The 13108-nt window shown below is 71.1% G+C and carries 12 protein-coding genes; 9 read left to right on the top strand and 3 right to left on the bottom strand.

Features of this window, described 5'->3' with window-relative positions; all coding sequences use genetic code 11:
• Positions 1 to 168 precede the first annotated feature (168 nt).
• Positions 169 to 825: a TetR/AcrR family transcriptional regulator gene (locus ACWC2B_RS30005; protein ID WP_450722028.1), complete on the top strand. Its 657-nt coding sequence runs from the start codon at positions 169 to 171 to the stop codon at positions 823 to 825.
• Between the two features lie 219 nt (positions 826 to 1044).
• On the top strand, positions 1045 to 2604 hold the full coding sequence (locus ACWC2B_RS30010) for an MFS transporter (protein ID WP_450722030.1): 1560 nt from the start codon (positions 1045 to 1047) through the stop codon (positions 2602 to 2604).
• Between the two features lie 54 nt (positions 2605 to 2658).
• Here the strand turns inward: ACWC2B_RS30010 and ACWC2B_RS30015 are convergent, their stop codons facing one another.
• Positions 2659 to 3150 (bottom strand): MarR family winged helix-turn-helix transcriptional regulator, encoded by a 492-nt coding sequence (locus ACWC2B_RS30015; RefSeq protein ID WP_450722032.1) that lies wholly within the window; start codon positions 3148 to 3150, stop codon positions 2659 to 2661.
• Between the two features lie 184 nt (positions 3151 to 3334).
• On the opposite strand from ACWC2B_RS30015, the gene ACWC2B_RS30020 reads away from it, so the two are divergent.
• Positions 3335 to 4120: a dioxygenase family protein gene (locus ACWC2B_RS30020; protein WP_450722034.1), complete on the top strand. Its 786-nt coding sequence runs from the start codon at positions 3335 to 3337 to the stop codon at positions 4118 to 4120.
• A gap of 80 nt (positions 4121 to 4200) precedes the next feature.
• Here ACWC2B_RS30020 and ACWC2B_RS30025 read toward each other — a convergent pair whose 3' ends face one another.
• Positions 4201 to 4749: an N-acetyltransferase family protein gene (locus ACWC2B_RS30025; RefSeq protein ID WP_450722036.1), complete on the bottom strand. Its 549-nt coding sequence runs from the start codon at positions 4747 to 4749 to the stop codon at positions 4201 to 4203.
• A 148-nt stretch (positions 4750 to 4897) separates the two neighbouring features.
• Between ACWC2B_RS30025 and ACWC2B_RS30030 the strand changes: the two genes are divergently transcribed.
• Complete coding sequence (locus ACWC2B_RS30030) at positions 4898 to 5896, top strand: sigma-70 family RNA polymerase sigma factor (RefSeq protein ID WP_450722038.1); 999 nt, start codon at positions 4898 to 4900, stop codon at positions 5894 to 5896.
• Positions 5897 to 5988: 92 nt separating this feature from the next.
• Here ACWC2B_RS30030 and ACWC2B_RS30035 read toward each other — a convergent pair whose 3' ends face one another.
• Entirely contained in the window at positions 5989 to 6972 is a 984-nt protein-coding gene (locus tag ACWC2B_RS30035; RefSeq protein ID WP_450722040.1) for a helix-turn-helix transcriptional regulator, read from the bottom strand.
• Positions 6973 to 7036: 64 nt separating this feature from the next.
• Here ACWC2B_RS30035 and ACWC2B_RS30040 point away from each other — a divergent pair, with 64 nt between their 5' ends.
• From ACWC2B_RS30040 to ACWC2B_RS30060, 5 genes are all read left to right on the top strand, one after another.
• Complete coding sequence (locus tag ACWC2B_RS30040) at positions 7037 to 8569, top strand: MFS transporter (protein ID WP_450722042.1); 1533 nt, start codon at positions 7037 to 7039, stop codon at positions 8567 to 8569.
• 207 nt (positions 8570 to 8776) lie between these two features.
• Positions 8777 to 9538 carry a DeoR/GlpR family DNA-binding transcription regulator gene (locus ACWC2B_RS30045; protein ID WP_450722044.1) on the top strand — a complete coding sequence of 254 codons (762 nt, stop codon included), beginning with the start codon at positions 8777 to 8779 and terminating at the stop codon, positions 9536 to 9538.
• Positions 9535 to 10485 (top strand): 1-phosphofructokinase, encoded by a 951-nt coding sequence (gene pfkB / locus ACWC2B_RS30050; protein WP_450722046.1) that lies wholly within the window; start codon positions 9535 to 9537, stop codon positions 10483 to 10485. Before ACWC2B_RS30045 ends, pfkB begins: the two co-directional genes overlap by 4 nt.
• Positions 10486 to 10531: 46 nt before the next feature.
• A complete protein-coding gene (locus ACWC2B_RS30055) occupies positions 10532 to 12553 on the top strand; it encodes a PTS fructose transporter subunit IIABC (protein ID WP_450722048.1) in 2022 nt (673 codons plus the stop codon).
• Positions 12554 to 12691: 138 nt separating this feature from the next.
• Complete coding sequence (locus tag ACWC2B_RS30060) at positions 12692 to 12946, top strand: hypothetical protein (protein ID WP_450722050.1); 255 nt, start codon at positions 12692 to 12694, stop codon at positions 12944 to 12946.
• Positions 12947 to 13108 lie beyond the last annotated feature (162 nt).

Raw genomic sequence — 13108 nt, forward strand, 5'->3', positions numbered from 1 at the left:
AGGTCACATCCGAGCCGGGAAATAAACGGGGAAGCTTTCCCCGTTTGAACCTTCGTCCCCGCTAAACGGGGAATGCTTCCCCGCTTGGGTCAGGTCCCGGGCGGACAGTCCGATCGCCGATCGCCCAAAGCCCTCGATCACGTACAGCAAGCAAGAAGGAGCAGAGTCGTGCACACCGCCGCCGCCCCCGTCGCCGCAGTGCCGCGCCGTGCCCCGCGTCCGCGGGCCGACGCCCTGCGCAACCGGGAGCGGATCATCGCCGCCGCGCGCGAGATCTTCGTCGAATGCGGTGCCGATGTGCCGCTGGACGAGATCGCCCGCCGGGCCGGCGTCGGCAATGCCACGATCTACCGCCACTTCGCCGACCGCTCGGAGCTCATCACCAGCGTGGTGCTCCACGTCATGGACCGGGTCTCGGGCCAGGCCGAGGCGGCGGCCGCCGAGGAGGCGGACCCCTTCGAAGCCCTGCGCCGCTTCGTGCACGCGGCGGCCGACGAGCGGATCGGGGCACTCTGCCCGATGCTCTCCGACACCTTCGACCAGGACCAGGCGGAACTGAACGCGGCCCGCGATCGCCTCGAACGCGACGTCGAGGGGCTCATGCGGCGGGCCCGCACGGCCGGCCGGCTCCGCTCCGACGTCGCCGTGGGTGACCTCATGGTCGCCCTCTCCCAGCTGACCAGGCCGCTGCCCGGCACGCCCTGTCCGAACATCGACCAGTTCGTCCACCGGCACTTGCAGCTGTTCCTCGACGGGCTTCAGGCCCCGGCGCGGTCCGAGCTGCCGGGCAGTGCCGCGACCCTCGATGACCTCCGGAAGAGTTGATCGCATCCCACCCTCAACTCCCCCTCCCTTCAACGCGGTTCAGCGTTCGCGCTCGTGCTGCTCGTGCCTGCGTTGGCGCGTTGACGTCCGCGTCGACGTTCGCGCTCCTTCGACGCAGTTCAGCGATTAGTTCGGCCGCTTAGTTCAGTCGTAGTTAAAACCAGTTGCTCCCAGCTACAACACTTTCTCGGTAATCCGCGTCCCAAGGTGGCTACCCCCATGTCAAAAACAGTCGGTCTCGGCAAGACGGACCAGCTCGACAAGACAGACCAGCTCTCCGGCCCCGACCCCAGTCGCTGGAAAGCGCTGGCCTTCATAGCCCTGGCCCAGCTGATGGTCGTCCTCGACGCGACCATCGTGAACATCGCGCTGCCGTCCGCCCAGCACGCGCTGCACATCAGTGACGCCAACAAGCAGTGGGTCATCACGGCCTACGCCCTCGCGTTCGGCGGGCTGCTCCTGTTCGGTGGCCGTATCGCCGACCTGTGGGGACGCAAGCGGACCTTCGTCGTCGGCCTGCTCGGCTTCGCCGCGGCCTCCGCGCTCGGCGGCGCCGCCACCGGCGAGGCCATGCTGCTCGGCTCGCGCGCGCTCCAGGGCGCCTTCGGCGCGCTGCTCGCGCCGGCCGCGCTCTCGCTGCTCGCGGTGATGTTCACCGACGCCAGGGAGCGCGCCAAGGCGTTCGGCATCTACGGTGCGATCGCCGGTGGCGGTGGCGCCGTGGGCCTGATCCTCGGCGGCTTCCTCACCGAGTACCTGAACTGGCGCTGGACCTTCTTCGTGAACATCCCGTTCGCGATCGTCGCCGCGCTCGGCGCCTACCTCGTCATCCGTGAGCCCTCGGGCACCCGCAACCGCTCGCCGCTGGACGTGCCCGGCGTGATCCTGTCCACCACCGGTCTGGTCGCGCTCGTCTACGGCTTCACCCGCGCCGAGTCGGCCGGCTGGTCGGACACGCTGACCGTCTCGATGTTCATCGCCTCGGCCGTGCTCCTGGCCGCCTTCGTCCTCACCGAGGCCAAGGTGCGCCACCCGCTGCTGCCCCTGCGCGTGATCACCAACCGCAACCGCGGCGGCGTCTACCTCTCGCTGGGCCTCGCGATCATCGCGATGTTCGGCCTGTTCCTCTTCCTCACCTACTACCTCCAGGTCGTGAAGGGCTTCTCGCCGGTCAAGACGGGCTTCGCCTTCCTGCCCATGATCGCGGGCATGATCACCGGCTCCACCCAGATCGGCGCCCGCCTGATGACCCGGGTCCCGCCGCGCCTGCTCATGGCCCCGGGCTTCCTGACCGCCGCCGTCGGCATGCTGCTGCTCACCCAGCTCGACATCGACACGTCGTACGCCGCCGTGATCCTGCCCGCGCAGATCCTGCTCGGCCTCGGCATGGGTACGGCCTTCATGCCCGCCATGTCGCTCGCCACCATCGGGGTCGAGCCGCGTGATGCCGGTGTCGCCTCCGCGATGGTCAACACCTCGCAGCAGGTCGGCGGCGCGATCGGCACCGCCCTGCTCAACACCATCGCCGCCTCCGCGACCACGGCCTACGTCACCGGCCACGCGGCGCTCGGCGCCACCAACGCCGAGCTCCTCAAGCTCCAGGCCATGGTGCACGGCTTCACCGCCGCCATCTGGTGGGCGGTCGGCATCCTGGCGGCGGCGGCCGTCATCGCCGCCGCCCTCATCAACACCGGCCGCCCCGGCGGGAGTTCGTTCTCCCGGCCCGGCGCCGGTGAGGACGTCGAGGACGAGGTGCGCATCCCGGTGGTCGCCCACTGACCCCCCGGTAGCACCCCGGACGCGCACGCACGACCTGCCCTGGCCCCGCTGACCTCAGCGGAGCCAGGGCAGGTCCGCTTTGGTGTCCGTGGGCTGGAGCCCCTGCGCCATCACCCGCATGATCTCGCCGAGCTGGTCCGCCTGCGCCGGGGTGAGCCGGTCGAACATCGCCTGCCGCACGGCGGCGACATGCCCCGGCGCGGTCCGCTCCAGGACCTCATAGCCCGCGTCCGTCAGGATCGCGAGCTGGCCCCGCTTGTCGGACGGGCAGTCCTCGCGCTTGACCCAGCCGTTGTTCTCCAGGCGCGCGATGGCGTGCGAGAGCCGGGAGCGGGTGATCTTCGAGTTCTTGGCCAGCTCGGTCATCCGCAGCCGCCGCCGCGGCGCCTGCGAGAGCTGGGCGAGCAGCCCGTAATACAGGTGCGGCATCCCGGCATCGCGCTGGAGCTGTCGGTCGAGGTGGTCTTCGAGGAGCCGGGTGGCGTGGAGGTAGGCGCGCCAGATGCGCTGCTCCTCGTCGCTGAGCCAATTAGGTGCCGAGGTCATACATCTACTGTACGGGTGGTTCTTGAAAGTTGAACTAGATCGCGTTAGGGTGGGCTCACAGAGCTTGATACTTCAAGCAATGCCGGATCGCCCCGGCTGGTCGCTCCGGCCGGTCACGCCGGCTGGTCGTCGGGCCGGCCGGTCGGGCTGTCAGTGAGTCAGTGAGTGAGTCGGAGGGTCCGTCATGACCGTCGCCCGCCCCGAGCGCATGCCCGCCCTCTACCTCTCCCACGGCGCCCCGCCGCTCGCGGACGACCCGCTCTGGCCGGGGGAGCTCGCGGCCTGGTCCGCCGATCTGCCGCGGCCGAAGTCGATCCTCATGGTCTCCGCCCACTGGGAAGAGGCCCCGCTCGCGCTCGGCGCCACCGAGACCATGCCGCTCGTGTACGACTTCTGGGGCTTCCCCGAGCACTACTACCAGGTGCGGTACGCGGCCCCCGGCGCTCCCGAACTCGCCAGCTCCGTACGCAAGTTGCTGCGCGCGCCCGGCGTGCCCGTGCAGGACATCCCGGACCGCGGGCTCGACCACGGCGCGTACGTCCCGCTCGTCGAGATGTTCCCCGCCGCCGACATCCCGGTCCTCCAGATCTCCCTGCCGACCCTCGACCCGCGCAGGCTGTACGACCTCGGCCGCAAGCTGGCGCCGCTGCGCGACGAGGGCGTGCTGATCGTCGGCAGCGGGTTCTTCACCCACAACCTGGCCGCGCTGCGGCACCCCGGAGGTCAAGTGCCCAGCTGGTCGGCCGAGTTCGACGACTGGGGCGCGCGGGCGCTGGCCTCCGGCGACCTCGACGCCCTGCTCGACTTCGAGCACAAGGCACCCGCCGGGCGGCTCGCCCACCCCCGCACCGAACACTTCGCCCCACTGTTCGTGACGATGGGCGCGAGCGAGGGCGAGCCGGGCGGGGCGCGCAGCGTCATCGACGGGTTCTGGATGGGGCTCGCCAAGCGATCGGTGCAGTACGGGTGAACTGGCAACTGACTTACCGGACGCGGGAGTTGAGTCCCGATGCGATGCGATGCGATGCGATGCGATGCGATGCGATGCGGTTACCCGGTCCCGAGTTCCTTCTCGTACCAGGCCACGTCCCAGTAGCGGCCGAACTTGCGGCCCACTTCCCGGTAGGTGCCGATGCAGGTGAAGCCGAAGCGTTCGTGCAGCCGGAGCGAGGCCTCGTTCGGCAGGGCGACCCCGGCGTACGCCCGGTGCACGTCCTCGCCCGCGAGCGCCTCGAAGAGCGAGCGGTACAGGAGCGTGCCCACGCCCCGGCCGGTCGCCTCCGGCGCGCAGTACACGCTGACCTCCACGGACGTCGCGTACGCGGGCTTCGGGCGGAACGGGCTGCTCGTCGCGTAGCCCAGGATGCCGCCCGGATTGCCGTCCCGGCCGACAAATCGGTCATCGTGAGCAACCAGAAGGCGGTGCGGGCCGTCTTCAGGGTGGGAGTGCAGCCACGGACGGCGCTGTTCGGTGGTGAAGGCGACCGTGTCGAATGTGATGGCGGTCTCACGGATGAAGTGGTTGTAAATGTCGGTGAGGGCCTCCAGATCGGCCTCCGCGCCAGCCCTGACCTGCACCTCTGTACGTTCCTGTGGCACCTGAACCCCTCCCGTGGCGGCACAGGGTACTGCATGATCACGAAAATCGATGGGCGGGACGGGAATTCTGTCCGGATTCCAGCCGTTGTTTCCATCGGATGCAGGGCACCCGGGAGGGTGTCGCGACCCACTCAGTAAGGGAGCACGCATGGCAACCCGCGCCGTCGCCCGCCGACAGTCCGCCTCCGGCGGTTCGGAGTCGGGAAGCAGGGTCCGCGCAGTAAGCGGTGAGATAGCCGACCGCGACCTGGTCGGTATGTACCTCGACGAAATCGCGCGTACGCCGCTGCTCGACGCCGCCAAGGAGGTCGAGCTCTCGCAGACCATCGAGGCCGGTGTGTACGCACGCCAGATCCTCGACGGTGAGGTGGAGAGCAAGGCAGGGGGCGCTTCGCGCGAGGAGCTGGAGGCGCTGTACGCCGCCGGTGAGCGCGCCAAGGACCTCTTCATCCGATCCAACCTCCGCCTTGTCGTCGCCGTCGCCCGCCGTTACCCGAGGGCCGGTCTGCCGCTGCTCGACCTCATCCAGGAGGGCAACGCCGGCCTGGTGCGCGCGGTCGAGAAGTTCGACTACGCCAAGGGCTTCAAGTTCTCCACGTACGCGACCTGGTGGATCCGCCAGGCCATCACCCGCTCCATCGCCGACCAGTCCCGCACCATCCGCCTGCCCGTCCACCTGGTGGAGGAGCTGGGCCGCATCCGCCGGGTCCAGCGCGAGTTCAACCGGGAGAACGGGCGCGACCCCGAGCACACGGAGATCGCCGCCGAGCTGGGCTCCACGCCCGAGCGCGTCGGTGACGTCCTGGACTGGGCGCGCGACCCGGTCTCGCTGAACATGCCGGTCGATGACCAGGGCGAGACCCAGTTCGGCGACCTGCTCGAAGACACCTCCGCCGTTTCCCCCGAGCAGTCCGTGCTCACGCTCCTGCGCAGTGAGGAACTGGACGACCTGATCGGCAAGCTCGACCAGCGCACCGCGTCGATCATCAAGATGCGGTACGGCATCGATGACGGCCGGGAGCGTACGCTGACAGAGGTGGGCAAAGAGCACGGCCTGACCCGTGAGCGGATCCGTCAGATCGAGAAGCACGCCCTGCTCGAACTGAAGAAGATGGCCCGAGACACGGGCTTCGACGCGGCGGCCTAGGCCCCGCCCCAAGAACGAGCTCCGGCACCTTCCCCCCCTGGTGCCGGGGCTCCCGGCCCCGGCACCTCTCCCCCCTGGTGTCGGGGCCCCTCTCATTCCCCGGGTCCCGGCGCGGTCGCCCGCGTGAGGCGCTCGCCGAGGTCGTGCAGGTAACTGGTCATCGCCTGCGGCCCGTTGACGGTGAACTCGCAGTCCACCAGGGCCAGGCGCAGCGCCACCCACTCCAGCGAGTCGGTGCACGAGGTGCGCAGCCGGCAGCGCCCGGCGTCCAGCGGCTCGGGCGCGCCCATCGACGAGGGCAGCCGGGCGGTCACGAAGTCGGCCGGCGCCTCGAAGGTGACGTCGACGTCCAGGACGGGCTGCAGCCGGTTCATGGAATTGCGCACGAACTCCGCCGCGTTCGCCTCCGGCAGCTCGCGCGGCGCGAACCGGGCGCCGGTCGCGAACGGCTCGGCGACCCGGTCGACCCGGAACGTACGCCAGTCGCCCCGTTCCACGTCGTACGCCACCAGGTACCACCGGCGGCCCGTCGACACCAGGCGGTACGGCTCGACCAGGCGCTTGGTGGCGGTGCCGTCGCCGGAGACGTAGTCGAAGCGGAGGCGCTCCTCGCCGGTGACGGCGGAGGCGAGCGTGGTCAGGGTGCGCGGGTCGACCGTCGCGCCGTCGCCGCGCCAGGGTCCGGACAGCGGCATCGTCGCCGCCTGGAGGCTCGCGACGCGGTGGCGCAGCCGCGAGGGGAGGACCTGCTCCAGTTTCGCCAGCGCCCGCACCGAGGCCTCGTCCACGCCGTCCACGGCGTGGCCCGCGCCCGCGCGCAGGCCGACCGCGATCGCCACCGCCTCCTCGTCGTCCAGGACCAGCGGCGGCATCGCCTTGCCCGCGACCAGGCGGTAGCCGCCCTCGGCGCCGCGCGCCGCCTGCACCGGATAGCCGAGTTCGCGCAGCCGGTCGATGTCGCGCCGCACCGTGCGCCGGGAGACCCCGAGCCGGTCGGCGAGCTCGCCGCCGGGCCACTCGCGCGGGGTCTGGAGCAGGGAGAGCAGTTGCAGCAGCCGTGCCGGGGTATCGGTCATGCCATCCAGGATGCCCGGCTAAAGAGGACGCGCTTTGACCTATAGGGGGTCTAACTTTCTTCTCATGACCTCCACAACGACCAGTAGCACCACCCCAGAGTCCGCGGCCGTGGCCGCAGCAGACCGCCGCCGGTGGTTCGCCCTGGCCATCGTGATGACCGCGGCCTTCATGGACCTGGTCGACGTCACGATCGTCAACATCGCCATCCCGTCCATCCAGAAGGACACCGGGGCGAGTTTCTCCTCGATCCAGTGGATAACGGCCGGCTACGCCCTCGCGTTCGCCGCGGGCCTGATCACCGGCGGCCGCCTCGGCGACATACACGGCCGCAAGAAGCTCTTCCTCATCGGCATCGGCGGCTTCACGCTCGCCTCCGCGCTGTGCGGCTTCGCCGCGGGCCCCGAGATGCTGGTCGCCTCCCGCATCCTCCAGGGCGCGATGGCCGCCATGATGGTGCCGCAGGTCCTCTCGATCGTCCACGCCACCTTCCCCGCCCACGAGCGCGGCAAGGTCTTCGGCCTGTTCGGCGCGGTCGTCGGGCTCGGCGCGGTCTCCGGACCGCTGCTCGGCGCGCTGCTCACCGAGTGGAACCTGTTCGGCCTGGAATGGCGCCCGATCTTCCTGATCAACCTGCCGGTCGGCATCGCGGGCCTGGTCCTCGGCACCAAGTTCATCAGCGAGTCCAAGGCCCCCAAGGCCCTCAAGCTCGACCTCGTCGGCGTGGTCCTGGTGACCCTCGGCCTGCTCATGCTGCTCTACCCGCTGACCCGCGGCCGCGAGCTGGGCTGGCCCCTGTGGGGCCACCTCTCGATGGCCGGCAGCGTCCTGGTCTTCGCGGGTCTCATCGCGTACGAGCGGATGAAGGCGCGGCGCGACGGCTCCCCGCTCATCGAGCTGTCGCTGTTCAAGGTGAAGAGCTTCGCGGCGGGCATCGCCGTGCAGGCGACCTTCGGTGTCGGCCTCGGCATCTTCTTCCTCGTCTGGACCCTGTACATGCAGATCGGCCTCGGCTGGAGCGCGCTGCGCGCGGGCCTGACCGGTGTGCCGTTCTCGATCGCGGTGTCGGTGGCGGCCGGCATGTCCGTGCAGAAGCTCGTCCCGCGCTTCGGCCGCAAGGTCCTCCAGGCGGGCGCCCTGACCATGGTCGCCGGGCTCCTGATCTACATCTGGGAGGCCGACCGCTACGGCATGGGCATCGCCTCCTGGCAGATGGCGCTCCCGCTGGTCGTGATGGGCCTCGGCATGGGCCTGATCGTGGCCCCGCTCACCGACGCGGTGCTCTCCGACGTCCCCAAGGAGCACTCGGGTTCCGCGTCCGGGCTCATCAACACCGTGCAGCAGATGGGCAACGCGCTGGGCCTCGGCCTGGTCTCGGTCGTCTTCTTCGGTTCGATCGGCGACGACCTCGTACCGCCGCAGCTGAACCAGGCCTTCGTGGACGGCTTCAAGGACTCGCTCTGGTACGTCGCCGGAGTCCTCGCGGTGATCTTCCTGGTCATGTTCGCGCTGCCGGCGCGGCCGGCGCAGCACGTTGAGGGTGGGCTGGAGGAGGCCGAGCTGCTCGACCTGACGAAGGAGGCCCAGCCGGTCGGCTGAGCCCGCCTCTTCCCTTCGCGCGATGGCCCCACACCTTCCGAGGTGCGGGGCCATCGGCGTGTCCGGGCCGGGCCGGGCGACCCCGGACGTCGGGACCAAAGCCCGTTTGTGTCCGTCGAATGCCCGAATGGATTTACATCGCCGTCATCTGGTCGTACTGTGGCGCTGTAACCGCAGGTTCGGGCACGGAAATGGACGTAAACAGACATGTATGCACCGGAGCGGCAGCAGGAGATCCTGCGGATCGCGCGGGAGAGCGGGCGCGTGGACGTGCTCTCGCTCGCCGAGACCTTCCAGGTGACCGCCGAGACCGTACGGCGCGATCTGAAGGCCCTCGACCGGGCCGGCCTGGTGCGCCGCGTGCACGGCGGGGCCATCCCCGCCGGCCGGCTCGACTTCGAGCCCGACCTCGCCGAGCGGGAGTCCACCGCCGCCGACGAGAAGGACCGCATCGCCCGGGCCGCGCTCGCCGAACTGCCCGCCGAGGGCAGCGTCATCCTGGACGCCGGATCCACCATCGCGCGCCTGGCCGCCGAGCTGCCCCTGGACAGCGGGCTCACCCTCGTCACCCACGCCCTGCCCGTCGCGGCGAGGCTCGCCGACCACCCCGCCATCGACCTCCACCTCGTCGGCGGCCGGGTCCGCCACCGCACCCGGGCCGCCGTGGACGCCTGGGCGCTGCGCGCCTACGGCGAGATCCGCGCCGACGTCGCCTTCCTCGGCACCAACGGGTTCTCCGTCGCCCACGGCCTCACCACCCCCGACCTCGCCGAGGCCGCCGTCAAGCGGGCCGCGATCGGCGCCGCCCGGCGCGTGGTGCTGCTCGCCGACTCCGCCAAGCACGGCCAGGAACACTTCGCCCGCTTCGGGGACATGGCCGACGTCGACGTCCTCATCACCGACAGCGGGCTCGCCCCCGACGACATCGCCGCCATCGAGGCCGCCGGCACGGACGTGATCACCGTATGAACATCCTCACCGTCACCCCCAACCCCAGCCTCGACCGCACCTACGAGGTCCCGGTCCTCGCCCGCGGTGAAGTGCTGCGCGCCACCGGCGAGCGGGTGGACCCCGGCGGCAAGGGCGTCAACGTCTCCCGCGCCGTCGCCGCCGCCGGACACCGCACGGTCGCCGTCATGCCGCTCGGCGGCGCCCCCGGCGCCCTCGTCCAGGAACTCCTCGGCGCCGAGGGCATCGAGGTCGCCCCCGTCCCCGTCGGGGGCCACACCCGCTCCAACATCTCGGTCGCCGAACCCGACGGAACCCTGACGAAGATCAACGCCCCGGGTCCCCAACTGACCGCCGCCGAGAGTGAGTTGCTGCTCGACGCTGTCCGCAAGCACTCCGGCCGCGCCGACTGGATCGCCTGCTGCGGCAGCCTCCCGAGGGGCCTCGCGCCCCAGTGGTACGCGGACCTCGTCGCCCGCGCGCACGCCGCCGGGGCAAAGGTCGCCCTCGACACCTCGGGCCCCTCCCTCATCGCCGCGCTGCGCGAACGCCCCGACGTGGTCAAGCCCAACGCCGAAGAGCTCGCCCAGGCCGTCGGCCGCCCCCTCGCCACCATCGGCGACGCGGTCAAGGCGGCGGAAGAGGTACGGGAGTTGGGGGCCGGCGCCGTCCTCGCCAGCCTCGGCGCCGACGGCCAGCTCCTGGTCACCGCCTCGGGTACGTACTTCGCCTCCGCGCCCGTCGAGACCGTACGCAGCAACGTGGGAGCCGGTGACGCCTCGCTCGCCGGGTTCCTCGCGGCGGGCGGCGAAGGCCCCCGGGCGCTCGCCGCCGCCGTCGCCCACGGAGCGGCCGCCGTCCAGCTCCCCGGCAGCGTGATGCCCACCCCCGGCGACCTCGACCCGGCGGCGGTCACCGTCACCGACGCCGTCCCGCTGGACCGCCCGCTGACGGAACCGGCGCCATGACCCCCACCCCGCCCCCCGCCCCTCACCGCCCGCAAAGGAGCCCGCGATGAGCCACATGATCACCGCGGAACTGGTCGACCTCCACCTCGACCTGGCCGCCGACTCCAAGGAAGCCGCCGCCCGTACGCTCGCCGAGCGGATGGTCGCGCTCGGCCGCGTCACCGACCTCGACGGCTTCCTCGCCGACGTGGCCGCCCGCGAGGCCCAGATGCCGACCGGCCTCGACGGCGGCATCGGCATCCCGCACTGCCGCAGCGCCCACGTCACCGAGCCGACCCTGGCCTTCGGGCGCAGCGACGCCGGGATCGACTTCGGGGCGCCGGACGGCCCGGCCGACCTGATCTTCCTCATCGCGGCCCCGGCGGGCGCGGACGACGCCCACCTGTCGATCCTGTCCTCCCTGGCCCGCCAGCTGATGGACGCCGAGTTCACCGAGGCGCTGCGGGCGACGGCCACGGCGGGGGAGGCGGCGGCGCTGATCGCGGGCGAGGAGCCGGCCGAACCGCAGGCCCCGGAGGCCCCCGAGTCCGAGCCGCAGGCCGTCGCGACCCCCGCGCCCGAGCCCCGGCCGGAAGCCCGGCCCTTCCGGATCGTGGCGGTCACCTCCTGCCCGACCGGCATCGCCCACACCTACATGGCGGCGGAGTCCCTGGAGCGGGCCGGGCGGGCCGAGGGTGTCGAGATCGCCGTCGAGACGCAGGGCTCGTCCGGGTTCACCCGGCTCGACCCGGCCGTCATCGCGGCCGCCGACGGCGTGATCTTCGCGCACGACGTGCCCGTACGGGACAAGGAGCGGTTCGCCGGAAAGCCCACCGTGGACGTCGGCGTGAAGGCGGGTGTCAACCGCCCCGCCGAGCTGATCGCCGAGGTGCGGGGCAAGGCCGAGCGCGGCGAGACCGCCGAGGCGGGCGCCAAGCCGTCCCCCGTGGAAGCGGCCGGCGAACCGGGCGAGGGCTACGGCACCAAGCTGCGCAAGTGGCTGATGTCGGGCGTGAGTTACATGGTGCCTTTCGTCGCGGCGGGCGGTCTGCTCATCGCGCTGGGCTTCGCCATCGGCGGCTACAAGGTCAACGAGGCGCCCTCCGTCATGGACCACTTCCTGTGGACCGACGCCACCAGCTGGGCCGCGCTGCTCTTCCAGATCGGCGGCATCGCGTTCAAGTTCCTCGTCCCGGTCCTGGCCGGCTACATCGCGTACGGAATGGCCGACCGGCCGGGTCTGGTGCCCGGCTTCGTGGGCGGCGCGATCGCCCTCGACATCAAGGCGGGCTTCCTGGGTGGGCTCGCGGCCGGTCTGATCGCGGGCGCCGTGGTCATGGCGATCCAGAAGGTCAAGATCCCCGCCCCGCTGCGCGGCATCATGCCGGTGGTGGTGATCCCGCTGATCTCCTCGGCGGTGGTCGGCTTCCTGATGTTCCTGGTCATAGGCGAACCGATCTCCAAGCTCCAGTCCGCGCTGACCAGTTGGCTGGGCGGGCTCTCCGGCGCCAACGCGATCGTCCTCGGCGTGATCCTGGGCCTGATGATGTGCTTCGACCTGGGCGGCCCGCTCAACAAGGTCGCCTACACCTTCGCGGTCGGCGGGCTCGCCGACGGGAGCGACGGCAGCTTCAAGGTGATGGCGGCCGTGATGGCCGCGGGCATGGTCCCGCCGCTGGCGATGGCCCTGGCGACGACCGTACGGGGCCGGCTGTTCACCCGTACCGAGCGCGAGAACGGCAAGGCGGCGTGGGTGCTCGGGGCGTCCTTCATCACCGAGGGCGCGATCCCGTTCGCGGCGGCCGACCCGCTGCGGGTCATCCCCTCGGCGATGGCGGGCGGCGCGGTCACCGGCGCCCTGTCCATGGCCTTCGGCTGCACCCTGCAGGCGCCGCACGGCGGAATCTTCGTGGTGCCGCTGATCGGCAACGCCTTCCTGTACCTGCTGGCCATCGCCGCCGGTACGGCGGTCAGCGCGGGCCTGGTCATCCTGCTCAAGGGCCTGCGCAAGCAGCAGCCCGAGGGTCCGGCCCCGGTGCTCGACGAGGAGACCGAGGGGAACGAGGAGAAGGTGGCGGTCGCCGCCTGAGTGGTTTCACCCGATATGCCCGGCCCTTACCCGAGGGTCGGGCATCTTCGGCCGTCATGACGTGACATGTACCACTTGAGGACCAAAGTCCCTGCACGCCCTGCCGTAAGTCCCGGCCCGTGTTGTCTACTGGGGCGCGTGGCTCAGAACATCACGATCATTCAGCAGATAGGCCTTTCCGTCCTCGCTGCGGCGAGTGTCGCCTGGGTCGTCGGCCTGGTCCGCATCCTGCGCCGGGAGCGCACCGACCGGGCGAGGTGGCAGGCGTCGCGCACCCTGCGCGCGGTGGGCCGGCAGGCCGGGCCGCCCGCCCGGGAGAAGGTGGCGCTCACCGAAGCGGAACGGGCCGCCTTCGCGGGCCTGATCCGCCAGCTCGATCCGCGCAGCTCCTGACGCCGGCCGTGACCTGATGCCGCATGCCGTGAAGTGAAGCATGCCGTGAGGTGAACGTACGGCCTTGAGAGCCTGTGTCTAAACCCCGCCCGGGCCCGCGGCGCCTGGCACGCACGCTCGCGGCGTTGCCGAAACGCCCTAGTAGCTCCGCTACGAGGACCT

Source organism: Streptomyces sp. NPDC001415 (assembly GCF_053597395.1).

Bases quoted from the DNA above. Each gene is read 5' to 3' on its own strand.
- ACWC2B_RS30045 (WP_450722044.1), top strand. From the start codon at position 8,777: ATGTATGCACCGGAGCGGCAGCAGGAGATCCTGCGGATCGCGCGGGAG.
- ACWC2B_RS30015 (WP_450722032.1), bottom strand. From the start codon at position 3,150: ATGACCTCGGCACCTAATTGGCTCAGCGACGAGGAGCAGCGCATCTGG.
- ACWC2B_RS30030 (WP_450722038.1), top strand. From the start codon at position 4,898: ATGGCAACCCGCGCCGTCGCCCGCCGACAGTCCGCCTCCGGCGGTTCG.
- pfkB (WP_450722046.1), top strand. From the start codon at position 9,535: ATGAACATCCTCACCGTCACCCCCAACCCCAGCCTCGACCGCACCTAC.
- ACWC2B_RS30020 (WP_450722034.1), top strand. From the start codon at position 3,335: ATGACCGTCGCCCGCCCCGAGCGCATGCCCGCCCTCTACCTCTCCCAC.
- ACWC2B_RS30010 (WP_450722030.1), top strand. From the start codon at position 1,045: ATGTCAAAAACAGTCGGTCTCGGCAAGACGGACCAGCTCGACAAGACA.
- ACWC2B_RS30055 (WP_450722048.1), top strand. From the start codon at position 10,532: ATGAGCCACATGATCACCGCGGAACTGGTCGACCTCCACCTCGACCTG.
- ACWC2B_RS30035 (WP_450722040.1), bottom strand. From the start codon at position 6,972: ATGACCGATACCCCGGCACGGCTGCTGCAACTGCTCTCCCTGCTCCAG.
- ACWC2B_RS30040 (WP_450722042.1), top strand. From the start codon at position 7,037: ATGACCTCCACAACGACCAGTAGCACCACCCCAGAGTCCGCGGCCGTG.